Genomic DNA, 22,636 nt, shown 5'->3' with positions numbered 1-22,636 from the left:
CTCGTCTGAGGTGGGTGGGGTCAGCGTTCGCGCCAGGCGTTGGTTATGGGGAGGCGGCGGTCGCGGCCGAAGTTCTTCGGGGTGATCTTGGGGCCCGGCGGGTACTGGCGGCGCTTGTACTCGGCCAGGTCGACCAGGCGGATGGCGCGGTCGACCAGGGCGGGATCGTGGCCGGCCTTGATGAGGGCCTCGCGGCCCATGTCGCGTTCCACGTAGTCGGCCAGCACCGGGTCGAGGACGTTGTACTCCGGGAGGGTGTCGCGGTCGCGCTGGCCGGGGCGCAGCTCGGCGGACGGCTCCTTGACGATGATCGCCTCGGGGATGGGCTCGTGGCCGAACGGGTGCAGGAACGGCAGGTCGACGCCGGCCTGGGTGTTGCGCCAGCGGGCGAGGTCCCAGACGGTCAGCTTGAAGACGTCCTTGATGGGGGCGAAGCCGCCGGCGGAGTCGCCGTAGAGGGTGGAGTAGCCGGTGGCGAGCTCGCTCTTGTTGCCGCCGGTCAGGACGAGGTGGCCGTGCTCGTTGGAGAGGCCCATCCAGACGTTGGCGCGGATGCGGGCCTGGAGGTTCTCCGCGGCGAGGCCGTGCAGGTCAAGGTGCTTCTCGAATGCCTCCACCATGTCGGCGATGGGCACGATGCGGGAGTTGATCCCCTGGCGCTTGACGAGGTCCTCGGCGTCCACGACGGAGCCCTCCGAGGAGTAGCGGCTCGGCAGGAGGACGGCGTGCACGTTCTCCGGGCCGATCGCGTCGGAGGCGATGGTGGCGACGAGCGCCGAGTCGATGCCGCCGGAAAGGCCGAGGACCACCGAGCGGAACCCGTTCTTGCGGACGTAGTCGCGGGTGCCGAGGACGAGCGCCGCGTAGATCTCGGCGAGGTCGTCCATGGGTTCCGCGGCGGTCTGCGGCAGCACCGGGTAGGCCGGCAGCGGGTCGGGGGTGAGGACGTGCCGGTCGATGGTGATCGTGGTGCCGTCCGGGGCGTCGACCGGGGTGCGGCCGGGCTCGGCGGACGCGTCGGCGGCGGGCAGCGCGAGGTCGGCGACGAGGAGGTGCTCGACGAACTGGGGCGCGCGGGCGAGGGGAGTGCCGTCGGGGCCGACGATGACGGAGTCGCCGTCGAAGACCAGCTCGTCCTGGCCGCCGACCATGTTGACGTAGGCGAGGGCGCAGCCCGCCTCGCGGGCGCGTTCGGCGCACAGGTCGAGGCGGACGTCGTCCTTGTTGCGCTCGTACGGGGAGGCGTTGATCGACAGCAGCAGGCCCGCGCCCGAGGTGGAGGTGACGCTGACCGGGCCGCCGTCCTGCCAGAGGTCCTCGCAGATGACCGTGGCGACGTCGACCCCGTGGACGCGGACCACGGGCAGCCTGTCGCCGCGCACGAAGACGCGGTACTCGTCGAAGACGCCGTAGTTCGGCAGGTGGTGCTTCGCCGAGCGGACCAGCACCTCGCCGCCGTGCAGCCACGCGGCGGCGTCCAGCGGCGCCCCGGCGGGCTGCCCCGGGCGGACGAGCCCCACCGAGCGGCGGTCCAGGTAGCCGGTGACGACGGGCAGGCCGCCGAGGCCCTCGTCGGCGAGCCGGCGGGCGAGCCTGTCCAGCGCCCGGCGGCACGCCTCGACGAAGGACGCGCGCAGCGCGAGGTCCTCCACCGGGTAGCCGGTCAGCATCATCTCGGGGAAGGCCACCAGGTGCGCGCCCGCGTCGGCGGCGCGCCGGCTCCATTCCACGATCAGGTCGGCGTTGCCGTCGAGCTCGCCGACGGTCGGGTTCACCTGCGCGAGCGCGATCCTGAGCTGTGCCACGTTCCCAGAGTAGAACGCCGGAGGCGGTTTCGTCACTTTGACGAGAAGTGCGCGCCGAGCGCGGCGGCGTGCCGGCGCCTGATCGCGGGGGCCAGGGCGAGCAGCGCCGCCGCCGCGGCCAGCGCCAGGCCCGCGCAGGTCAGCCACAGTGCGGGTGCCCCGCCGCGGCCGAGCAGCTGGGTGCCGCCGAGGGGCGCCAGCAGGAAGCCGCCCGACCACGCCATCCCGTACAGGCCGCCGTACCGGCCGCGCAGGTCGGGGGGCGCCAGGTCCGCGACGACCGCCTGCAGGACGGACGCCGCGGTGATCTCCCCGAGCGTCCACACCAGGATCGTCGCGGTGTAGGCGAGCACCGTGGAGGCGAGCGAGGTCAGGCCGTAGCCCGTGCCGACCAGGATGAAGCCGGCGACCATGACGAGGCTGTGGTCGCGCCGCGCCAGCCACGCGTTCACCAGCGGCTGGACCATGATGATCAGCACCCCGTTCGCGGCGATGGCGAAGCCGTAGGACTGCGGGCCGAGCCCGTCCTCCTTCATGGCCAGCGGCATCGTCGTCAGGCCCTGCATCAGGACGAACGTGTACACCAGCGTGACCAGCACGTACCCGACCATCACCCGGTCGCGGAGGGCGCGCCCGAACCCGCCGCGCCGCTCGGACCGGACGTCCCGCGACCGCGTCTCCGGGATCGCCCGCCACACCAGGATCCCGAACCCGGCGCAGGTGAACGCGTCGATCCAGAACAGCCACAGGAAGCCCTGCCGCGCGAGCGTCCCGCCGAGCACCATGGCGACCGCCCAGCCGAGGTTGATCGCCCAGAACAGCAGCCCGAACGCGCGCGGGCGCTCGGCGGGCGGGATGAGGTCGGCCACCAGCGCCTGCGCGGCGGGCCGGTACATGTCGAGCAGGACGCCGAGCACCAGCGCCGCCGCGACGATCGCGGCGATCCCCTGGACGTAGCCGAGCGCGAGCATCGCCGCGCCGGTGCCGACGGTCGCGAGCGTCAGCGTCGCGCGCCGGCCGAGCCGGTCGGCGAGCGCGCCGCCGGCGATCTGCCCGCCGAGGGAGCCCGCGCCGAGCACCGCCATCACGACGCCCGCCTGCGCCAGCGACAGCCCCCGCACCGTCGTGAGGTAGAGGCCGAGGAACGGCTCGACCATGGTGCCGAGCCGGTTGATCAGGGTCCCCGCCCACAGCACCCAGAACGGCCGGGGGAAGCCGCCGACGCGCGGGCGCAGGAACGCCGCGATCCGGCCCGGGGCGGGCGCGACGGATGTGTCTCCCAGAGTGGTCACCCGCACGATGGTGAGCGGTCCGCCGCGGCCGCGGTAATCATTTAGCCTGGACTAAATGATCGAGTTCGTGTTCGCGCCGGAGGACGTCGCCCGCGTCCGGTTCGCGTTCTCGCCGCTGTGGGAGATGGTGCTGAGCCTGCGGGTGCTCGGCGACCCGTCCGGGCACGCGCTGCACCTGCCGTGGGTGCGCGCGGTCCGGCCCCGGCTGCGCGGCCTCGATCTGGAGCCGCTGCTGGAGGTCGTCCCGCCGACCGGGTACGCGCCCGACTTCCTGACCCCGCCGCCGGAGACCCCGCTGCCCGACCTGGCCGCCGAGCTGGAGGCGGTCCTCGCCACCCCGCCGGAGGTGGTCGTGCACGAGCTGCTGCGCGTGGACGGGGCGCGGCGCCCCGGCCGGCGCCGGGCGGAGATGGCGGCCGACCCCGAGCGCACCCTCCGCACGCTCGCCGGCCTGCTCGAGCGGTACTGGGCGGCCGCCGTCGAGCCGTGGTGGCCGCGCATCACCGACCTGCTGGAGGGGGACGTGCTGCGCCGCACCCGCGCCCTGACCGCGCACGGCACCGCCGGGGTGTTCGGCGACCTGCACGAGACCGTCGCCTGGCATGCCGGGACGCTGACGGTCGAGCGGCGCTGGAGCTTCCGCGGCGAGCTCGCCGGGCGCGGGATGCTGCTCGTCCCGAGCGCGTTCGTGTGGCCGGACGTGTCGGTGATGGTGCCGCCCTACCAGCCGCTGCTCAGCTACCCGCCGCGCGGCGTCGCGACGCTGTGGCAGAGCGGCCGCCCGGACGAGCCGAGGGCGGACGCGCTCGCCGCGCTCGTCGGCCGCCGCCGCGCCGAGCTCCTCACCGCGCTGGCCCGGCCCGCCTCCACGACCGACCTGGCCCGGCGGCTCGGCGTCACGGCGGGCGCGGTCAGCCAGCATCTCGGCGTGCTGCGCGCGTGCGGGCTCGTCACCGGGCACCGCATGGGACGCCGCGTCCTGTACGTCCGCACCCCGGCCGGGGACGCCCTCGCCGGCGGCTAGCGCAGCGAGGCGAGCGCGTCGAGCCGCAGCGCGGCGGGCTCCGCGCCGTGCTCGTAGCGGCCGGACTCGGCGAGCCAGTCGATGTGGGCGCGCGGCGTGTCCAGCAGCACCTTGACGACCTGCGCGGCGGCGGCGCGCTGCGCGACGGTCAGCTCCAGCCGGTCCAGCATCTCCGGCAGCCGCCGCGCCGCCGCCCACGCCTCCTCCAGCCGGTCGACGATCTTCTCGGCGACCGCGGCGGCGGCCTGCGCGGCGTCCAGCCCGTGCGCCCGGGCCAGCACGGAGGGCAGGTCGTGGACGTCGCCGCGGGCCGACTCCAGGTCGTGGGAGGCGAGGTCGTTGGACCAGGCCACGACGTCGGCGACGCCGTCGGCGAGGGTCTTCCAGCGGGGCGTGCGCAGCAGCCGCGCCGGCAGCTCGACGCCGAGGACGGGCTCCACCAGGTCGTACATGAACGGGCCGCACGCCCGGCGGCGCAGCGGCGCGTACTGCTTCTCCGTCGGTACGTGCCGGATCCGGCGGTTGACCGCCTCCTCGGCGCATCCGTCCCGGTGCGACTCCAGCTGCAGCATGAACCTGCGCCGCCAGTCGCGGCTCATGTCCTTGGCCGTGGCGTGCCACAGCTCCACCAGCGCCGCCTCCAGCGGGCGCGCCCCCGGCCGGGCGTGGCCCCGCCGCATCGCGCGCAGCAGGTCGTCGTACAGCGCGTGCACGGCGCTGCCGCTGTCGGCGAGCGGCGGGTGGTCCATCGTGTCGTCCAGCGCGAGCGTCCAGACCAGCCAGCGCGCGAGCAGGTCCACCCCGGCGAGGTCGGCGGACGGCAGCACGCGGGCGGCGAGCCGCTCGCAGCGGGCGCGGCCGAGCGGCGAGGTGTCCGGGTCCCCGAGCACCAGGCCCCGGCCGCGGGCCCAGGTCTCCACCTGCGCGCACAGCCGCCACGACTCCGGGTGCATGGCCGACGGGGTCGCCAGCGCGGGCACCCGGTCGCTCATCGAGAGAAGAAGAGAGATGTCCACGGCACTGACCACGCTAATGATCACTTCGTCGAGCGACCATGATCGCCGCGTCAAGTTCCGGGAAACGGATCGCGCGGCGGGTGATCGCCGACCCCGCGCACGAGCGGACCGGGGCGTTCCCGGCGCGGGCGCCCCGATCCGGCCGGTGCGCGGATCGAGGAGGGCGGCTAGTCGGATATGTTCCGTGCAGCGGGAAGGCCGGACGTAACGTCGCGGTAACAGCGACGGGGCATACTGCAAGGTAGCCGGACCGTCTCTCGCGGCCGGCATGCGTCCCGCCCGTCCCGCCGGCGGCACCGGTGGCAGGGCAGTACCTAGGGAGAGGGCTTTGGACCGTCAGCAGGAGTTCGTGCTCCGCACGCTGGAGGAGCGCGACATCCGCTTCATCCGGCTGTGGTTCACCGACGTGCTCGGGTTCCTGAAGTCGGTGGCCGTCGCCCCCGCCGAACTGGAGGGCGCCTTCGGCGAGGGCATCGGGTTCGACGGGTCGGCGATCGAGGGCTTCGCCCGCGTGTACGAGGCCGACATGATCGCCAAGCCGGACCCGTCCACCTTCCAGGTGCTGCCCTGGCGCTCGGAGTCGCCCGGCGTGGGGCGGATGTTCTGCGACATCCTCATGCCGGACGGCACGCCGAGCTTCGCCGACCCGCGCTACGTCCTGAAGCGCGCGCTCGGCCGCGCCGCCGACCTCGGGTTCACCTTCTACACCCATCCCGAGATCGAGTTCTTCCTGCTCAACGACAAGCCGGAGGACGGCAGCGAACCCGAGCCCGCCGACGCGGGCGGCTACTTCGACCACACCCCGCACAGCGCCGCGCACGACTTCCGGCGCAACGCGATCATGATGCTGGAGGCGATGGGCATCTCGGTGGAGTACAGCCACCACGAGGGCGCCCCCGGCCAGCAGGAGATCGACCTCCGGTACGCGGACGCGCTCACCACCGCCGACAACATCATGACCTTCCGGCTGGTGATGAAGGAGGTCGCGCTGGAGCAGGGCGTGCACGCGTCCTTCATGCCGAAGCCGTTCACCGAGCACCCCGGCTCCGGGATGCACACCCACATGTCGCTGTTCGAGGGCGACCGCAACGCCTTCTACGAGCCGGGCGCCGAGTACAAGCTGTCCAAGGTCGGCCGGGCGTTCATCGCCGGCCTGCTGCGGCACTCCGCGGAGATCACCGCGGTGTGCAACCAGTGGGTCAACTCCTACAAGCGGCTGTGGGGCAACGTCGGCTCGGCCGCCGGCGCCGGGGGAGAGGCCCCGTCCTACATCTGCTGGGGGCACAACAACCGGTCGGCGCTGGTCCGCGTCCCGATGTACAAGCCGCACAAGGGCCACTCCACCCGCATCGAGTTCCGGTCGCTGGACACCGCCGCGAACCCCTACCTGGCGTTCGCGGCGATCCTCGGCGCCGGGCTGAAGGGCATCGAGGAGGGCTACGAGCTGCCGCAGGGCGCCGAGGACGACGTCTGGGCGCTGACCGTCGCCGAGCGGCGCGCCCTCGGCATAGAGCCGCTGCCGCAGAACCTTGACGAGGCCATCCACGCCATGGAGCGCAGCGAGCTGATGGCGGACGTCCTCGGCGAGCACGTGTTCGACTTCTTCCTGCGCAACAAGCGGCAGGAGTGGGAGGACTACCGCCGCCAGGTGACCGAGTTCGAGCGCAAGCGCCTGCTGGCAGTGCTTTGACCGGTCGTCCGGCCCCACCCGCCGCCGTTCCATGGACGAGCGCTCGACGCCCTCCCGGTCTACCGTTGACGCTGTGACCGAGTCCCGGACTCCCGAACGCCGCTCCTCCCTCGCCGGGCGCCTTGCGCGGCTCGGCTTCACCGACGCGGCGCGCGCCGAGTGGCTGCTGCGGGACGCCGAGCGCGGCACCGGGTCGCGTCCCCCGGACGGCCTGCTCGACGCGCTCGGCGGCACCGCCGACCCCGACCTCGCCCTGGACGGGCTGCTGCGCCTCCTCGCGTCCGCCGACGAGAAGGGCGAGGGCGCCGAGCTGCGCGCGGCGCTCACCGCCGAGCCGGGGACGCGCGAGCGGCTGACCGCCGTCCTCGGGGTGAGCGCCGCGCTGGGCGACCACCTCGCGCGGCATCCCGGCCACTGGCGGGTCCTGCGCGACGGCACGGGGCCGGCCGGGGACCCCCGCGCGGAGCTGCTCGCCGCGGTGGGCGCCGACCCGTCCGCGGACGAGCCCGTGGCCGCCGGCGACTCCCTCGTCGCGCTCCGCGTCGCCTACCGCAGGCGGCTGCTGGCGCTGGCCGGCCGCGACCTGATCGGCGCCGCGGACGTCGCGGAGGTCGCCGCGGAGCTGGCCGACCTCGCCGCCGCCGCGCTGGAGGCGGGCCTCGCGATCGCCCGCGCCGCCGTCCCCGAGCACCGGACGTGCCGGCTCGCCGTGATCGGCATGGGCAAGGCCGGCGCCCGGGAGCTGAACTACGTCAGCGACGTCGACGTGATCTTCGTGGCGGAGCCGCGGGCCGGCGGGGAGGGCGCGGGCGAGGACGCCGCGCTGCGCACCGCGACCCGGCTGGCGTCGGCGATGATGCGGGCGTGCTCGGCCAGCACCGAGGAGGGCGCGCTCTGGGAGGTCGACGCGGCGCTGCGTCCCGAGGGCAAGGCCGGGCCGCTGGTGCGGACCCTCGCCAGCCACCGCGCCTACTACGAGCGGTGGGCCAAGACGTGGGAGTTCCAGGCGCTGCTGAAGGCCCGGCCCATCGCCGGGGACGCCGGCCTCGGCGCCCGCTACCTCGACATGATCACCCCGATCGTGTGGAAGGCCGCCGAGGGGGAGAGCTTCGTCGAGGACGTCCAGGCCATGCGGCGCCGCGTCGAGACCGACCTGGACCGGCGCACCGCCGACTCCGAGCGGCAGCTCAAGCTGGGGCCGGGCGGGCTGCGGGACGTCGAGTTCGCGGTGCAGCTGCTCCAGCTCGTGCACGGCCGCGCCGACGAGACGCTGCGCGCGCGGGCCACGCTCGACGCGCTCGCCGACCTGTCCCGGGGCGGCTACGTCGGGCGCGACGACGCGGCGGCGCTGGCCTCGGCGTACCGGTTCCTGCGGCGGGTGGAGCACCTGGTCCAGCTGCACCGGCTGCGCCGCACCCACCTCGTCCCGGACGACCCGGACGGCCTGCGCCGCCTCGGCCGCGCGCTCGGCCTGCGCACCGACCCGGTGGGGGAGTTCACGGCGCTGTGGCGGCGGCACGCGCGGGAGGTCCGCCGCATCCACGAGAAGCTGTTCTACCGGCCGCTGCTGCGGGCCGTGGCGCGGCTGCCGGGGGAGGAGGCGCGGCTCACCCCGGAGGCCGCGCGGGCCCGGCTGGAGGCGCTCGGCTACGCCGACCCGGCGGGTGCGCTCCGGCACATCGAGGCGCTGACCTCCGGCGTGTCGCGGCGCGCCGCGATCCAGCGGACGCTGCTGCCGGTGATGCTCGGCTGGTTCGCCGACGCGCCCGACCCGGACGCGGGCCTGCTCGGCTTCCGGCAGGTCAGCGACGCGCTCGGCACCACGCCCTGGTACCTGCGGCTGCTGCGCGACGACGTGACCGTCGCCGAGCGGATGGCGTGGGTGCTCGGCTCCAGCCGCTACGCCACCGACCTGCTGCTGCGCGCCCCGGACGCGGTCGCGCTGCTCGGCGGCGAGGGCGACCTGGCGCCGCGCCCGGACGAGGCGCTGCGCGCCGAGTTCCTCGCGGCCGTCCGCCGCCACGGGGGCGTCTCCGGGGGGCCGTCCGGCGAGGACGGCGCCGGGGGGAGCCGGTCCGCGGAGGAGGCGGTGGCGGTGGCGCGCGGGCTGCGCCGCCGCGAGCTGTTCCGCGTCGCGGTCGCCGACCTGCTCGGGCTGGCCGACGTCCGGACGGTCGGGGACGCGCTCACCGGCATCGCCGCCGTCACGGTCGAGGCCGCGCTGACGGCCGCCGTCAACAAGATCGAGATGGAGTCGCGGGAGCCGCTGCCGACCCGGCTGGCGGTCGTCGCGATGGGCCGGTTCGGCGGGCACGAGCTCGGCTACGGCAGCGACGCCGACGTGATGTTCGTGCACGACCCGCTGCCCGGCGCGGACGAGAGGGCCGCCGGGCGCGCCGCGCACGCCGTCGCCGAGGAGCTGCGCCGCCTCCTGGCGCTGCCCGCCCCGGACCCGCCGCTGGACATCGACCCGAACCTGCGCCCGGAGGGCCGGCAGGGGCCGCTGGTGCGCACCCTCGCGTCCTACGCCGCCTACTACGCCCGCTGGTCGGAGCCGTGGGAGGCGCAGGCGCTGCTGCGCGCCGACCCGCTGATCGGCGACGAGGGGCTGCGCGACCGGTTCCGCGCGCTGATCGACCCGGTCCGCTGGCCGGAGTCCGGCATCGGCGAGGACGCCGTCCGGCAGATCCGGCGGCTGAAGGCGCGGATGGAGTCCGAGCGGCTGCCGCGCGGGGTCGAGCGGCGGCTGCACACCAAGCTCGGACCGGGCGGCCTCGCGGACGTGGAGTGGGTCGCGCAGCTCCTCCAGCTCAAGCACGCCCACGACGTCCCGGGGCTGCGCACCACCCGCACGCTGGACGCGCTGGACGCCGCCGTCGAGGCCCGCCTCCTGGACGCCGCCGACGCCGAGGTCCTCTCGGCCGCCTGGCGCCTGGCCACCCGCATCCGGAATTCGATCATGCTGGTGCGGGGCCGCCCGTCCGATCTGCTGCCGACCGACCACCACCGGGAGCGCAGCGCGGTCACCCGCGTCCTCGGCTATCCGGGGACGGGCGAGATGCTGGAGGACTACCGGCGCCACACCCGCCGGGCGCGCGCCGTCGTCGACCGGGTCTTCTACGGCGCGGAGTGAGCGGTACCGCGGAAGCGGGAGCGGTACTGCAGAAGTGGTAGGTGTACTGCGGGACGCGTACGCCGGTCAGGACCGTCCGGCCCGGCATGCCGCGGCGGACCCGGCTCCGGAGCGGCTCGCGCCGCGCCCGGTCAGCTGCGCGAGCCGGTGCCCGGCGTGCGCCCGCGCGACGAGGAGCGGCGCCGGACAGCGCATGTACAGCAGCCACGACACCCACAGCGCGCCGCCGATCAGCGCCATCCCCGCCACGGCGTCCAGGACGTAGTGGTTGGCGGTGGAAAGGATCACGAACACGGTCGTCGCCGGGTACAGCGCGCCGAGGATCTTCGCCCACAGCTGCGTCGCCAGCCGGACCATGATGATCCCGCACCACAGCGACCAGCCGGCGTGCATCGACGGCATCGCCGCGTACTGGTTGGTCAGGCTCCCGGACGCGTCGCTGGCGTACAGGCCGAGCGAGTGCAGCGCGGTCACCGGGTCGACGAAGCCCTCGCTGTGCAGGAACCGCGGCGGGGCGAGCGGGTACAGCCAGAAGCCGATCAGCGCCAGCCCGGTGGCGATCATGATGGACGTGCGGAGCCACCGGTAGTGCTGCGGCCGGTAGCGGTACAGCCAGACGACGATGCCGAGGGTCACGATGAAGTGCATCGTCGCGTAGAAGATGTTGGCCGTCCGCGCGAGCCACGGCACGGCCAGCAGCGTGTGGTTGAGGTGCAGCTCGAAGTCCAGCCCCAGGGCGCGCTCGAAGCGCAGGATCTCTTCCGCGTGGGCGAACGCCGGACCGGTGCCGTCCTGAACCAGGACGATGCGGGTCAGCGTATATCCGGTGTAGAAGAGGACCACCAGCAGAAGCTCACGCCAGACCGGCGGCGCGGTGAGCACCCGGTGCCGCATTCTCGCGGCGGCCTGGCCTCTGCGGGCCTCTGGGGGGGCGGTTTGAGCCATGCTACCTATCTTTGCCTCGGGGCCCCCTGAATGAGATCACCGCAATGAATGGTCTTCATCTCAGCCTTGAGTAGTACGACCCTGATGCGGCATCCGGACTTTCGGGGGAGGGGGCTCGGGGACACCGGGCGGATCCCCCCGTCCTCCCCCCTCGCGCGGAGCCTATGGAGTTGATCAGGAGTCAGCATAGGAGGCCCTGGGTAGGCCGTGATCGCCCCCCGTGACTCGAACGGAGGGACGAATGGCCAGATTGTGGGCCATACCCGGCATCGCGCTGGTGTCCGCGGTCGCGGTGGCCGTTTCCGGACTGGCATCCCTCTCGGGAGTGACTGGACGGCAGCGTACGACCGTAGGTGTACGGCGCGCGGCGGCCGGCGCCCCGCCGGCCCTGCCCCCCGTCCCGCCGCCGCGCTGGAGGCGCTGCACCGGCCTGCCGTCCCCGCCGCCCGGCGGCGCGCCGGCGCTGGCCGGCGTCCGGTGCGCGACGCTCCGGGTGCCGCTCGACTACGCCCGGCCGTCCGGCGCGAAGGTCGACCTGGCTCTCCTCAAGGTGCCGGCGGCCGACCGGCGGCACCGCATCGGCTCGCTGCTGTTCAACTTCGGCGGCCCCGGCGGCGAGGGCGTCGACACCCTCGCGCGGGCCGCCGGCGAGTACGCCTCCCTCCGCACCCGCTACGACCTGATCGGCTTCGACCCGCGCGGCGTCGGGCGCAGCACCCCCGTGCGGTGCGCGGGCGACCGGCGCCTGGACCGGCTCGCCGCCATGGACGACAGCCCCGACACCGCCGCCGAGGAGACCGCCTACATCGGCGCCCGCGCCGGCTACGTGCGGCAGTGCGCGGCGCGCTCCGGGGCACTGCTGCCCCACGTCGGCACCGTGAACGCCGCCCGCGACATGGAGATGATCCGCATCGCGCTCGGCGACGACAGGCTGCGCTACTTCGGCGTCTCCTACGGCACCCGGCTCGGCGGCGTCTACGCGCACCGGTTCCCCGGCGGCGTCGGCCGGGTCGTCCTCGACGGCGCCGTCGACCCCCGGATCGGCGGCGCCGACCTCGCCCTGCAGCAGGCCGCGGCGTTCCAGCGCGCCCTCGGCGGGTTCGCCGCCGCCTGCGCCCGCCTCGGCCGCAAGGCGTGCCCGCTCGGCGCGGACGGCCCGCAGGTCGTCGCGTCCATCGGCCGGATCCTCGCCGGGCTCGACCGGAAGCCGCTCGCCACGTCGTCCGGCCGGAAGCTGACCCAGAGCCTCGGCACGACCGGCGTCGCCGCCGGGCTGTACTCCCGGAACGCCTGGCCGTACCTCGCCCAGGGCCTCGTCGACGCGGTCAAGCGCCGCGACGGGTCGCTGCTGCTGATGCTGGCCGACGTCCAGAACGGCCGGGCCGACGACGGGACCTACAGCAACCTGTCCGCCGCCAACACCGCCATCACCTGCGCCGACACCGCCGACCGCTTCACCCCCGCCGACGTCCGCCGCCTCCTGCCCGCGTTCCGCGCCGCCTCGCCGGTCTTCGGGGCGTCGATGGCGTGGGGCCTGCTCCAGTGCACCGGCTGGCCGGTGCCGGGGGACGACGCGGCCCGCGAGGTGTCGGCGCCGTCCGCCGCGCCGATCCTCGTCGTCGGCAACACCGGCGACCCGGCCACCCCCTACGCCTGGGCGCCCGCGCTGACGCGGGAACTCGGCGGCCGGGCCGTGCTCCTCACCCTGCGCGGGGAGGGGCACGGAGCCTACGCCACCGGCGACCCCTGCGTCCGCGAGGCCGTCGACGCCTACCTCCTCCAGGGCCGGCTGCCGGCCGCGGGCGCCGCCTGCGGCTAGGAGGTCCCGGCCTCCCCGCTACACGACCTGCTCGACCTTCATCGGCTCGCGGAGGGCGCTGCCGACCGTGCAGTACCTCTCGTGGACGCGCGCGGCCACGGACTTCAGGACGTCCTCGGCCTTCTCGTCGCCCTCGGGGAGCTCGACGTCGTAGGTGACCGTGATCGTGCCCAGCGTGCTCGTCGCGATCTTGTCCGCCTGGACGGTCGCGGCGAGCCGCGCCATCCGGTGCCCGCGCTGCGCGGTCAGCGGCTCGACCGTGACCAGCTCGCAGCCGCCGAGCGCCGCCAGCAGCAGCTCGACCGGGGTGAAGACGCCCTCGGTGTCGCCGTCGCCGATGGCGACCTTCGCGCCCCGCCCGTTGACGGCCTGGAACCCGTCGCCGGTGCGCTCCACCCTGACCTCGGCCATGGCATCTCCCTTGATCGTCTGGTGTCCGCCCACGTGAACGCGGGGGCGGGGCCCGTTCTTCCCCCGCTGATCAGGGTTTCACGGGCGGTCACCGGGTACCCGGCGCGTGAGGCGGCCGCGCACCCGGCCGCCGGAGCAGAGACGTCATCGATTCGGGGGACCGATGGGGCACATCAAGACACGCGACGGCACAGAGATCTACTACAAGGACTGGGGGCAGGGGCAGCCGGTCATCTTCAGCCACGGGTGGCCGCTGAACGCGGACGCGTGGGACGACCAGATGAAGGCCGTCGCCGACGCCGGGTACCGCGCCATCGCGCACGACCGCCGCGGGCACGGCCGCTCGTCCCAGCCCTGGCGGGGCTACGACTTCGACACCTTCGCCGACGACCTCGGCGACCTGATCGACGCCCTCGGGGTGTGGGACGTGGTCCTGGTCGCGCACTCGATGGGCGGCGGGGAACTCGCCCGCTACATCGGGCGCCACGGCACGAGCCGCGTGTCCAAGGCGGTGCTGCTTGCGGGGATCCCGCCGCTGATGATGCAGAGCGACGCCAACCCCGCGGGGGTGCCCGCCCAGGTGTTCGAGGACATCAAGAAGGGCATCCTGAACGAGCGGTCGCAGTTCTGGAAGGACATGTCCGAGGCGTTCTTCAGCGCCAACCGTCCCGGAACTGCCGCCACGCAGGGCAACCGGGACGCGTTCTGGTTCATGGCGATGCAGGAGAGCGTCAAGGCGGGCGTCGACTGCGTCACCGCGTTCGCGGAGACCGACTTCACCGAGGACCTGCGCCGGTTCGACGTCCCGACGCTCATCGTCCACGGCGACGACGACCAGATCGTCCCGATCGACGCGACCGCCCGCAGGTCCGCGGAGATCATCCCGGACGCGACCCTGAAGGTCTACGAGGGCGCGTCGCACGGCCTCGCGATGGTGCCCGGCCACAAGGAGCGCTTCATCGGGGACCTGCTGGAGTTCCTGCGGAGCTGACACGCCGCCGGCGGTTCGGGGTCCGCCCGGACTCAGCGGGTCCCGAGCCGCTCCTGCTCCTCGGCGACGATCTGCCGCGCGAGGGCCTGCTCGGAGACGTCCACCGCGTCCGGGGTCTGCTCGGCGAGGTCGCTGCGCCGCGCGTACTCGTCGAACAGCAGGGTCTTGACGTGGAGGATCTCCAGCATCCGCTCGTCCACGCTGCCCGGCGTCAGCAGCCGGTGCACCTGCACGGTGCGCACCTGCCCCATCCGGTGGGCGCGGGCGACCGCCTGCGTCTCCATGGTCGGTTTCACCTGCGGCTCGCAGAGGATCACCATGGAGGCCGCCTGCAGGTTGAGGCCGACCCCGCCCGCCTGGATCTGGGCGAGCAGGACGGCGTGCCCGGGTTCGGCGGTGAACGCGTCCACGATCTCCTGCCGCCGCTCCACCGGGGTGTCGCCCGCGATCGGCCCCCGCGCCTCGGGGCCGATCGCGTCCCGCACGGTGGCGAGCACGTCGCGGAAGTAGGAGAACACCACGACCTTCAGGTCGTTCTCGGCGGCCTCGTCCACCAGCTCCTTCAGCCGGGCGAGCTTCGCCGACTTCTTCGGGACGGCGTACGCGGCCCTGCGCATCGCCATGAAGTTTCCGGCGGCGACCGCCCGCCGGTAGGCGGCCGCGTCGGCGCGGCTGAACTCCTCCAGCTCGTCCACGTGCACGACCTCGGGGAGTTCGACCAGCACGTCCCGCTGGTTGCGGCGCAGGTAGACCGGCGCGACCGCGGACCGGAACGCCCGCGGGCCCAGCGCCGCGTCGCTCGGCCGCACCTGCTCGGCCACCTCGGGCCGCAGGTGCGCGACGAGGCTGCGGAACTCCTCGACCCGGTTCTCCATCGGCGTGCCGGTCAGGAACAGGACGCGCTCCGTCCGCCGGCACCACCGAGCGACGGCCTGCGCGCGCCGGGTCTCGTGGTTCTTGGCGTAGTGGGCCTCGTCCACCACGAACATCCCGACCGCGACGTCCGCGGGGACGTCGAGCGCGTGCAGCGTGGACAGCGTCGTGACGGCGATGCCGCCGTCCCCCGCCCACTTCTTCAGCGCCGCGCCGCGCCCCGGGCCGTGCAGCGGATGCGCGGCCAGCGCGCTGCGCGTCTCGATCTCCCGCACCCAGTTGATCAGCACGCTCGCCGGGCACGCCACCAGGAAGTGCGTCGCCCCCTCGGCCCGCAGGTGCGCGATCGCGGCGATCGCCTGGATCGTCTTGCCCAGCCCCATCTCGTCGCCGAGGATCACCCGCCGCTGGACGAGCGCGAACCGCGCCCCGAACGACTGGTAGCCGCGCAGCGACACCCGCCGGAACGCGTCGTCCAGCGGCTGCGCCTTGACCCGCGCCGCCAGGTCGCCGGGCAGGAAGCCCTCGGCGGCGCCGCGCTCGGGGTCCAGCGCCGCCAGCTCGGCCAGCAGGGTCTGGTAGTCGGAGGCGCGCAGCTCGAAGTCGATCCACGCCTCGTCGGGGGACGCGGCGGGGCGCAGCAGGTCGACCGACGCCTGCGAGATCAGCAGCCGGGTGTCGCGCCGCGCCTCGTCGCGCAGGGCCTCCGCCAGCTCGCCGACGGCCCGCCGCGCCCGCTCCCGCCGCGCCGGACCGGCGATGAGCCGCCGCCACCACGACCCGGCCGGCCGCGCGTCGCGCACCAGCGGCGCGAGCCGCTCGTCGACCGCGTCGGCGGCGGCGCGCGCCTTCGGCAGGTCGGGCCCGGCGTTCACCAGCCGGTGCAGCGCGACGACGACGGGCGTCATCGCCTCGTCCCGCCGCTCGACGTCGATCCGGACCGTGGCCGACCGCTCCGCCGCCTCCGCCAGGCTGCCCGCCGCCGCGTGCAGCTGCCGCGCGGTCTGCGGCCCGATCCCCGGCAGCAGCTGCAGCCGGTACGGCGTCGCCTCAAGGACGTCGGCGACGCTGGCGTAGCCTTCCTCCTCCAGCGGGCCGAGCCGCAGCCGGCCGTCCGTGACGTCCTTCAGCCGCGCGAGCGGGATCTCCCGCAGCTGCTCCTTCGCCGCCTCGGCCCGCAGCGGCTTCAGCGCGGCGTGCACGTCCGCGAGCGCCCGCCGGTGGTCGGCGACCAGGTCGCGGGCGGCGCCGAGCAGCGCGTAACCGCCCCGCAGGACGCTCTTCGCCTCGTCCGCCATCGCGCTCCCAACCAACGTGTACCGGCACATGATGCCAGCGGCCTAGGACGGTCCCCGCCCTTCCGCGCACAGAGGGCCGGCGCCCTGCCCCTCCGTCCGCCGGGAATCCGCCGCCTCCCGCGCCCAGCCTGGAACGCGACCGACACTGGATCCACGAACCGCCGAGGCTGCACGCGTGGGACGTGCGGGCGCGGGACGCCGCCCGCGTCCGGGGCGGTGACGCGATCACAACGTCGTCGTACCGGGGTTCGGCGGGCGGCCGACGAGCATCATCAGGGTCTCGGTCAGTTCGGCTATGGCGGCGGCGCGGGCGGGCTCGGGGAGGTGGGTGCACCAGGTGGGGGCCTGGCTCATCGCGGCGTGCATGCACTGGAGCGTGGTGCCGACGCCGGTCACCGTGAACTCGCCGGAGGCCACGCCCTCCTCGATGACCGCGCGGAAGATCTCGTTGTGGCGGCGGCGCAGGGCCTTGATGCGGGCGGCCGTGGCGGCGGGCCAGTCGCGCGGGACGAGGAAGAGCCGCAGCCCGGCCGGGTACTCGCGGACGGCGATGCTGATGTGCTCGTGCAGCAGGGCGCGCAGGCGTTCGGCCGGGCTCCCGGTCCGGGCGGCGGGGAGCCGCTCCAGGCGGTCGGTCCAGTCGTTGCCGAGGTACTCGATCGCGGCGGTGCCGAGTTCCTCTTTGCTGCGGAAGTAGTAGTAGAGGGAGCCCTTGGTGACGTCGAGCCGCTCGGCGACGTCCTCCAGGCTGACCGCGTCGTAGCCGCGCTCGCCGAACAGCTCGGCCGCGGTCGTGAGGATCTCCCTGGTGCGGCGGCCGCGCCGCCGCTGCACCCGGCCCGAGGCCGGGGTGTCCGCGAGCGCCTGCCTGCCGCTGGTCAACGCCGCCCCTCTCCGGTGAATCGACCCGAGGGTATCAGTTTGACCCATGGGCCAACTATTGACCCTGGGGTCAAAGTTTGCCACCTTGGTCGGCGGAGGGCTCATGGACTTCGCGTTCACCGCCGGTGAAGAGGCGTACCGGCAGGAGGTGCGGCGGTTCGCCGCCCGCGCGCTGGCGCCGCACTACGAGGCCGGCGACCGGGCCGGGCGGCTGCGGGACGGGCTGGTCGCCGAGATGGCGGCGATGGGGCTGACCGGGCTGCGCGTCCCGGAGCGGTACGGCGGGCAGGACGCCGGGGCGGTCGTCGCCGGCATGGCCGCCGAGGAGGTCGGGCGCGCCGACGTCAACGCCACCTACGTGATCGTCCTGACCGCGCTGATCGGCGACATCCTGGTGCGGAACGCGACCGAGGCCCAGTGCGCGGAGTGGCTGCCGCCGATCGCCGAGGGACGGGTGCTGCCCGCCCTGTGCGTGACGGAGCCGGAGCACGGGACGGACGCGGCGAACCTGCGGATGAGCGCCCGGCCGGACGGGGACGGGTGGCGGCTGGAGGGGGAGAAGACCTCGATCACCCTGGGCGCCGACGCGCACACGGCGGTCGTCCTGGCGCGCACCGGAGGGCCGGGGCCGCGCGGCGTCAGCGCCTTCTACGCCGAGCTCGACGACCGGTACGTCTCCAGGGTGCGGTTCGACGACCTGGGCGGGCGGTCGATCGGGCGGGCGTCGCTGCACTTCGACGGGCTCCCGGTCGAGGCCGGGCGGATGGTCGGACGGCCGGGGGACGGCTTCGTGGCGGTCATGCAGGGGTTCGACTACTCCCGCGCCATCATCGGGCTCGCCTGCCTCGGCGCCGCCGCGGCGTCGCTGGACGAGGCGGTGGCGTGGGCGCGCGAGCGGGAGGCGTTCGGGCAGCCGATCGGGCGGTTCCAGGGCGTCTCCTTCCCGCTCGCCGAGCACGCCGCCCACCTGCGCGGGGCGCGGCACGTCTGCTACGAGGCGCTGTGGCGCAAGGACAGCGGCCTCGGCCACGCCGCCGAGGCCGCCATGGCGAAGTTCTGGGCGCCGAAGCTCGCCGCCGAGGTCATCCACCAGTGCCTGCTGACGTTCGGGCACACCGCGTACTCGGCGGACAACCCGATCGGGCAGCGGCTGCGGGACGTGATCGGGCTGGAGATCGGCGACGGCACCGCGCAGGCGTCCAAGCTCGTGATCTCGCGCCACCTGCTCGGCCGCGCCTACGCCCCGTGACATCCGGAGTGCGGCGCACTCCCCGACCGTGAGGACCAGCGATGGGAAGACTGCAGGGCAAGACCGCGATCGTGACCGGCGCGGGCCGGGGCATCGGGCGGGCGATCGCGGAGAAGCTCGCCGCCGAGGGCGCCGCGGTCGCGGCCACCGACGTCGACGAGGCCGCCGCGAAGCAGACCGCCGCCGGGCTCGGCGGGGACGCGCTCGGGCTCCGCGCGGACGTCACGTCCCGGGAGTCGGTGGCCGCGATGGTCGAGGACGCCAGGGCGCGGCTCGGCCGCATCGACGTGCTCGTCAACAACGCGGGCTGGGACGTGGCGGGCCGGTTCGTCGACTCCGACCCGGCCGACTGGGACCGGATCATGGCGGTCAACCTCTACGGCGTCCTGCACGCCTGCCACGCGGTGCTGCCGGTCATGGCGGCGCAGAAGTCCGGCGCGGTGGTGAACATCGGGTCCGACGCGGGGCGGGTCGGCTCGTCCGGGGAGGCGGTCTACTCCGCCGCCAAGGGCGGGGTGATCGCGTTCACCAAGACGCTCGCCCGCGAGCACGCCCGGCACCGGGTGCGGGTCAACTGCGTGTGCCCCGGCCCCACCGACACCGCGCTGTTCGCCTCGATGGGCGGGGACGACCCCGGGCTGCGCGAGGCGCTCATCCGGGCGATACCGTTCCGCCGGCTGGCCGAGCCCGCCGACATCGCCGCGGTGGTGGCGTTCCTGGCGTCGGACGAGGCCGGCTTCGTGACCGGGCAGACCGTCAGCGTCAGCGGCGGCCTCACCATGAGCTGACCGAGAGGAAGACCGATGAAGTACGAGGAGTACGAGCAGCTGCGGTTCGAGCGGCGGCCGAACGGCGTCCTGCTGATCACCATGGACCGGCCCGAGAAGTACAACGCCGCCGACGAGGGGATGCACACCGAGCTGGCGCGCGTGTGGACGGACGTGTCCGCCGACCCGGAGACCAGGGTCGCGGTGGTGACCGGCGCGGGCAAGGCGTTCTCGGCGGGCGGGGACCTCGGCATGGTCGAGCGCATGACCGGCGACCACGACCGCGTGGCGCACATGCTGGGGGAGATGCGCGACCTCGTCTACAACATCGCCGACTGCGAGAAGCCGGTGGTGTCGGCGATCAACGGGGTCGCCGTCGGCGCCGGGACGGTGGTGGGGCTGATGGCCGACATCTCCATCTGCGCCCGGGAGGCCAAGATCGGCGACGGGCACGTGAAGCTCGGCGTCGCCGCCGGCGACCACGCGGCGATCATCTGGCCGCTGCTGGTCGGCATGGCCAAGGCCCGCTACTACCTGATGACCGGGGAGATGATCGACGGCGCCGAGGCCGAGCGGATCGGCCTGGTCAGCAAGGCCGTCCCCCGCGAGGAGGTGCTGCCGGAGGCGCTGCGCGTCGCCGACGCCCTCGCGACCGGCTCGCAGACCGCGATCCGCTGGACCAAGCGCTCCCTCAACGGCTGGCTGCGCATGGCCGGTCCGATCTTCGAGCAGTCCGCCGCCTACGAGATGCTCGGCTTCCTCGGCCCCGACGTCGTCGAGGGCGCCGCAGCGCTCCGTGAGAAGCGCGCTCCCCGCTTCCCGTCAGCCCCGCCCATGACCACCTGACGCCCCGAGGAGGGCAGCGATGACGGGCTACGATCCGACCGCGTACCGCCGCTACTTCGAGCACGAGTTCACCTATCTCGCGGGTTTCCGCCGCAACACCCACCGCTACGCGCGCCGCACCGCCCTGCACGACCCCGCGACCGGTACCGGCCTCACCTACGCCGAACTCGGCGCCCTGGTGGACCGGCTGGCCACCGGCCTGGCGGACGCCGGCGCCGGGCGCGGCGACACCGTCGTCTACCAGCTCTGCAACGGCCCGGAGTTCGCGCAGCTCTACCTCGCCGCCCAGGTGTGCGGCGCGATCGGCTCCCCGGTGAACTTCCGGCTCGCCCCCGGGGAGACCGCCTACGTGCTGGACGACAGCAGGCCCGGGGTGTTCGTGTACGACACCGCGTTCACCGACCAGGTGAGCGCCGCGCTGGAGCGGGCCGAGCACCGCCCCGCACTGGTCGCGGCCGTCGGGGACGGGACGCCGCTGCCGGGCGCGGTGCCCTTCGCCGACCTCTACGCCGCGGAACCGCGAACCCTCCCCGGCACCGAGTCGACCTGGGCGGAGACCACCCGGCTCTACACGTCCGGCACCACCGGCATGCCGAAGGGCGTCCCGGTGAACAGCGTCGCCGAGGTGTTCACCGCGCACGACGTGATCATGCACTTCCCGCTCACGCCCGAGGACCGCACGCTGAACATGACGCCGTGGTTCCACCGCGGCGGCCTGTACTCCGGCGGCCCGAACCCGGTCTTCTACGCCGGGGCGCAGGTGGTGCCGATGCGCGTGTTCGACCCGGACCGCTGCCTCGACCTCGTCGAGGCGCTCGGGCTGACCTACCTGATCGGCGCCCCGACCAACCTGGCGATGCTGGCGCGGGCGCAGACCGAGCGTCCCCGCGACCTGTCCACCCTGCGCGGCATCGTCACCATGGGCGCGCCGCTGGAACGCGAGGCGTGCCTGCACTACCAGAAGACCCTGACCCCGCGGATCTTCAACGGGTACGGCACCACCGAGGCGTTCTGGAACACCTTCCTGCGCCCGGCCGACCTGCCCGAGCACGCGGGCAGCGCGGGCCGCGCCTGCACCGACGACGACGTCGCGGTGGTCCGGGTCTACGAGGACCGGCTCGCCGAACCCGACGACCACGTCGCCCGCGACGGCGCCGAGGTCGGCGAGGTGATCGTCCGGTCGCCCAAGTGCGGGCAGGCGTACGCCAACGCCCCGGACCACCAGGCCCGCCGCTTCCACCGCGGCTGGCTCTACATCGGCGACCTCGCCACCTGGGACGCCGACGAGTACGTCACGATCGTCGGCCGCAAGGACGACATGATCATCTCTGGCGGGGAGAACGTGCACCCCGTCCAGGTCGAGGAGGCCCTCAACGGGCACCCCGGCATCGCCGACAGCCTCGTGGTGGGCGTCCCCGACGAGAAGTGGGGGCAGCGGGTCGTCGCCTACGTCGTCCCCGCGGACACGCCGGAGGGGGCCGCGCTGACCGCCGCCGACTGCGACCGGCACTGCCGCGAGCACCCGATGCTCGCCCCGTACAAGCGCCCCCGCGCGTACCGGTTCGTGGACGCGCTCCCGCTCACCGCCACCGGCAAGAAGATCCACTACCGGGCGCGCGAGCAGGCCGTCGAGGACATGGCGAACGGCCTGTTCGACCCGCTCCCGGGCGCCGTGTCGCCCTAGCGGCGGGTCAGCCGGCGCGGTAGCGGGACGCGAGCTCGGGGCTCTGCCCGGCGAAGGCCGCCAGCTCGGCCTCGAAGACGGTGTCGAGGAGGGCGGCGTCCTCCACGCCGGGGGCGCAGACGACCTCGCCGAGGTCCAGGCCCCGCAGGGCGGCGGTGACGACGTCGTCGGCGCTCATGCGGGGCAGGGCGCTCAGGTCGATGCCCTGGCGCTCGTGGAACTCGGTGGCCACCACGCCGGGGCAGACGACCTCGACCCGCACGCCCGTCCCGCCGAGTTCGGCGCCGAGCGTCTGGGACATGGCCACCAGGTGGGCGAGCGCGCCGGCGTAGAGCGCGCGGCGCGGCATCACCGAGCCGGGCGCGGGACCGCTGAAGGCGATCATGCCGGCCACGTTGACGACGGCGCCGCGGCCGCGGTCCAGCATGCCCGCGACGGCGGCGCGGGTGAGCAGGCTGGGCGCGAGCACCTTGACGTTGACCAGCTCCCGGGCCTTGTCCTCGGGCAGGTCGGCGAGCGGCATGTAGTGGGCCACGCCCGCGTTGTTCACCAGCATGGTCAGCGGCTCGGACGCGCAGATCCGCGCGACCGCGTCGATGCCCCGGCCGGTGGACAGATCGGCCACGACGGGGCGGACCTCGACGCCGGTGCAGGCGGCGGCGAACTCCTCCAGGCGCTCCCGCCGCCGTCCGACGATCACCAGGTCGTGGCCGCCGGCGGCGAGGCGCGCGGCGAACGCCCTGCCGATCCCGGACGTGGCGCCGGTGACGAGTGCGAGGTCTCTCATGATCGTTGTCCTTCCAGCCGGTGGGCCGCGCGGCGGCCCCGTCACGCCCCGACACTGGAGCGGAAACGCCGGTGCAGGAAGCGGACCCGCTTTCATGGGAACGCCGGTACCAGGCACGCGCCCG

General features: G+C 74.3%; 17 protein-coding genes. 9 read left to right on the top strand and 8 right to left on the bottom strand.

Going from position 1 to position 22,636, the window contains the following annotated elements:
• Nucleotides 1–20 precede the first annotated feature (20 nt).
• Both ACIWVC_RS21575 and ACIWVC_RS21570 read right to left on the bottom strand, forming a co-directional pair.
• Nucleotides 21–1,805 (bottom strand): NAD+ synthase, encoded by a 1,785-nt coding sequence (locus ACIWVC_RS21575; RefSeq protein ID WP_396454476.1) that lies wholly within the window; start codon nucleotides 1,803–1,805, stop codon nucleotides 21–23.
• Between the two features lie 32 nt (nucleotides 1,806–1,837).
• A complete protein-coding gene (locus tag ACIWVC_RS21570; protein ID WP_396454475.1) occupies nucleotides 1,838–3,097 on the bottom strand; it encodes an MDR family MFS transporter in 1,260 nt (419 codons plus the stop codon).
• A 55-nt stretch (nucleotides 3,098–3,152) separates the two neighbouring features.
• Here ACIWVC_RS21570 and ACIWVC_RS21565 point away from each other — a divergent pair, with 55 nt between their 5' ends.
• Entirely contained in the window at nucleotides 3,153–4,121 is a 969-nt protein-coding gene (locus tag ACIWVC_RS21565; RefSeq protein WP_396449878.1) for a DUF5937 family protein, read from the top strand.
• Here ACIWVC_RS21565 and ACIWVC_RS21560 read toward each other — a convergent pair.
• Nucleotides 4,118–5,113: a terpene synthase family protein gene (locus tag ACIWVC_RS21560; protein ID WP_396449877.1), complete on the bottom strand. Its 996-nt coding sequence runs from the start codon at nucleotides 5,111–5,113 to the stop codon at nucleotides 4,118–4,120. The two genes, ACIWVC_RS21565 and ACIWVC_RS21560, sit on opposite strands and share 4 nt — an antisense overlap.
• Nucleotides 5,114–5,465: 352 nt before the next feature.
• On the opposite strand from ACIWVC_RS21560, the gene glnA reads away from it, so the two are divergent.
• Complete coding sequence (gene glnA, locus ACIWVC_RS21555) at nucleotides 5,466–6,827, top strand: type I glutamate--ammonia ligase (protein ID WP_396449876.1); 1,362 nt, start codon at nucleotides 5,466–5,468, stop codon at nucleotides 6,825–6,827.
• A gap of 31 nt (nucleotides 6,828–6,858) precedes the next feature.
• Nucleotides 6,859–9,960: a bifunctional [glutamine synthetase] adenylyltransferase/[glutamine synthetase]-adenylyl-L-tyrosine phosphorylase gene (locus ACIWVC_RS21550; protein ID WP_396449875.1), complete on the top strand. Its 3,102-nt coding sequence runs from the start codon at nucleotides 6,859–6,861 to the stop codon at nucleotides 9,958–9,960.
• A 66-nt stretch (nucleotides 9,961–10,026) separates the two neighbouring features.
• Here ACIWVC_RS21550 and ACIWVC_RS21545 read toward each other — a convergent pair whose 3' ends face one another.
• Nucleotides 10,027–10,905 (bottom strand): phosphatase PAP2 family protein, encoded by an 879-nt coding sequence (locus tag ACIWVC_RS21545; RefSeq protein ID WP_396454474.1) that lies wholly within the window; start codon nucleotides 10,903–10,905, stop codon nucleotides 10,027–10,029.
• A gap of 325 nt (nucleotides 10,906–11,230) precedes the next feature.
• On the opposite strand from ACIWVC_RS21545, the gene ACIWVC_RS21540 reads away from it, so the two are divergent.
• The gene (locus tag ACIWVC_RS21540; protein WP_396454473.1) at nucleotides 11,231–12,724 is read left to right on the top strand and encodes an alpha/beta hydrolase; all 1,494 of its coding nucleotides are present in this window, start codon (nucleotides 11,231–11,233) and stop codon (nucleotides 12,722–12,724) included.
• An 18-nt stretch (nucleotides 12,725–12,742) separates the two neighbouring features.
• Here the strand turns inward: ACIWVC_RS21540 and ACIWVC_RS21535 are convergent, their stop codons facing one another.
• Nucleotides 12,743–13,135, bottom strand: a complete 393-nt coding sequence (locus ACIWVC_RS21535) for an OsmC family protein (protein ID WP_396449872.1) — start codon at nucleotides 13,133–13,135, stop codon at nucleotides 12,743–12,745.
• A 163-nt stretch (nucleotides 13,136–13,298) separates the two neighbouring features.
• On the opposite strand from ACIWVC_RS21535, the gene ACIWVC_RS21530 reads away from it, so the two are divergent.
• On the top strand, nucleotides 13,299–14,126 hold the full coding sequence (locus ACIWVC_RS21530; protein ID WP_396449871.1) for an alpha/beta fold hydrolase: 828 nt from the start codon (nucleotides 13,299–13,301) through the stop codon (nucleotides 14,124–14,126).
• Between the two features lie 32 nt (nucleotides 14,127–14,158).
• Here the strand turns inward: ACIWVC_RS21530 and ACIWVC_RS21525 are convergent, their stop codons facing one another.
• Both ACIWVC_RS21525 and ACIWVC_RS21520 read right to left on the bottom strand, forming a co-directional pair.
• Nucleotides 14,159–16,297: a DEAD/DEAH box helicase gene (locus tag ACIWVC_RS21525; protein WP_396449870.1), complete on the bottom strand. Its 2,139-nt coding sequence runs from the start codon at nucleotides 16,295–16,297 to the stop codon at nucleotides 14,159–14,161.
• A gap of 225 nt (nucleotides 16,298–16,522) precedes the next feature.
• Nucleotides 16,523–17,179, bottom strand: a complete 657-nt coding sequence (locus tag ACIWVC_RS21520) for a TetR/AcrR family transcriptional regulator (protein ID WP_396454472.1) — start codon at nucleotides 17,177–17,179, stop codon at nucleotides 16,523–16,525.
• Nucleotides 17,180–17,282: 103 nt separating this feature from the next.
• On the opposite strand from ACIWVC_RS21520, the gene ACIWVC_RS21515 reads away from it, so the two are divergent.
• Genes ACIWVC_RS21515 through ACIWVC_RS21500 form a run of 4 tightly spaced genes read left to right on the top strand, consistent with a single transcriptional unit; the run spans nucleotide 17,283 to nucleotide 21,725 of the window.
• Entirely contained in the window at nucleotides 17,283–18,428 is a 1,146-nt protein-coding gene (locus ACIWVC_RS21515; RefSeq protein ID WP_396449868.1) for an acyl-CoA dehydrogenase family protein, read from the top strand.
• Nucleotides 18,429–18,469: 41 nt separating this feature from the next.
• On the top strand, nucleotides 18,470–19,216 hold the full coding sequence (locus tag ACIWVC_RS21510) for an SDR family NAD(P)-dependent oxidoreductase (protein ID WP_396454471.1): 747 nt from the start codon (nucleotides 18,470–18,472) through the stop codon (nucleotides 19,214–19,216).
• 15 nt (nucleotides 19,217–19,231) lie between these two features.
• Nucleotides 19,232–20,041, top strand: a complete 810-nt coding sequence (locus tag ACIWVC_RS21505) for an enoyl-CoA hydratase/isomerase family protein (RefSeq protein ID WP_396449866.1) — start codon at nucleotides 19,232–19,234, stop codon at nucleotides 20,039–20,041.
• 19 nt (nucleotides 20,042–20,060) lie between these two features.
• On the top strand, nucleotides 20,061–21,725 hold the full coding sequence (locus tag ACIWVC_RS21500) for a class I adenylate-forming enzyme family protein (RefSeq protein ID WP_396454470.1): 1,665 nt from the start codon (nucleotides 20,061–20,063) through the stop codon (nucleotides 21,723–21,725).
• A gap of 7 nt (nucleotides 21,726–21,732) precedes the next feature.
• On the opposite strand, the gene ACIWVC_RS21495 is transcribed toward ACIWVC_RS21500, so the two are convergent.
• Nucleotides 21,733–22,512 carry an SDR family NAD(P)-dependent oxidoreductase gene (locus tag ACIWVC_RS21495; protein ID WP_396449864.1) on the bottom strand — a complete coding sequence of 260 codons (780 nt, stop codon included), beginning with the start codon at nucleotides 22,510–22,512 and terminating at the stop codon, nucleotides 21,733–21,735.
• Nucleotides 22,513–22,636 lie beyond the last annotated feature (124 nt).

Origin of the sequence: Actinomadura sp. (genome assembly GCF_044508335.1) — a bacterium.
Classification (GTDB): domain Bacteria; phylum Actinomycetota; class Actinomycetes; order Streptosporangiales; family Streptosporangiaceae; genus Spirillospora.
The sequence above is the reverse complement of the archived record's forward strand: the minus strand, read 5'-3'. Positions and strand labels throughout refer to the sequence as shown.

Excerpts from the sequence above, each read along its gene's own strand:
- ACIWVC_RS21545 (WP_396454474.1), bottom strand. The coding sequence starts at position 10,905 with ATGGCTCAAACCGCCCCCCCAGAGGCCCGCAGAGGCCAGGCCGCCGCG.
- ACIWVC_RS21525 (WP_396449870.1), bottom strand. The coding sequence starts at position 16,297 with ATGGCGGACGAGGCGAAGAGCGTCCTGCGGGGCGGTTACGCGCTGCTC.
- ACIWVC_RS21515 (WP_396449868.1), top strand. The coding sequence starts at position 17,283 with ATGGACTTCGCGTTCACCGCCGGTGAAGAGGCGTACCGGCAGGAGGTG.
- ACIWVC_RS21550 (WP_396449875.1), top strand. The coding sequence starts at position 6,859 with ATGGACGAGCGCTCGACGCCCTCCCGGTCTACCGTTGACGCTGTGACC.
- ACIWVC_RS21495 (WP_396449864.1), bottom strand. The coding sequence starts at position 22,512 with ATGAGAGACCTCGCACTCGTCACCGGCGCCACGTCCGGGATCGGCAGG.
- ACIWVC_RS21560 (WP_396449877.1), bottom strand. The coding sequence starts at position 5,113 with ATGAGCGACCGGGTGCCCGCGCTGGCGACCCCGTCGGCCATGCACCCG.
- ACIWVC_RS21535 (WP_396449872.1), bottom strand. The coding sequence starts at position 13,135 with ATGGCCGAGGTCAGGGTGGAGCGCACCGGCGACGGGTTCCAGGCCGTC.
- ACIWVC_RS21565 (WP_396449878.1), top strand. The coding sequence starts at position 3,153 with ATGATCGAGTTCGTGTTCGCGCCGGAGGACGTCGCCCGCGTCCGGTTC.
- ACIWVC_RS21530 (WP_396449871.1), top strand. The coding sequence starts at position 13,299 with ATGGGGCACATCAAGACACGCGACGGCACAGAGATCTACTACAAGGAC.
- ACIWVC_RS21500 (WP_396454470.1), top strand. The coding sequence starts at position 20,061 with ATGACGGGCTACGATCCGACCGCGTACCGCCGCTACTTCGAGCACGAG.
- ACIWVC_RS21510 (WP_396454471.1), top strand. The coding sequence starts at position 18,470 with ATGGGAAGACTGCAGGGCAAGACCGCGATCGTGACCGGCGCGGGCCGG.
- ACIWVC_RS21505 (WP_396449866.1), top strand. The coding sequence starts at position 19,232 with ATGAAGTACGAGGAGTACGAGCAGCTGCGGTTCGAGCGGCGGCCGAAC.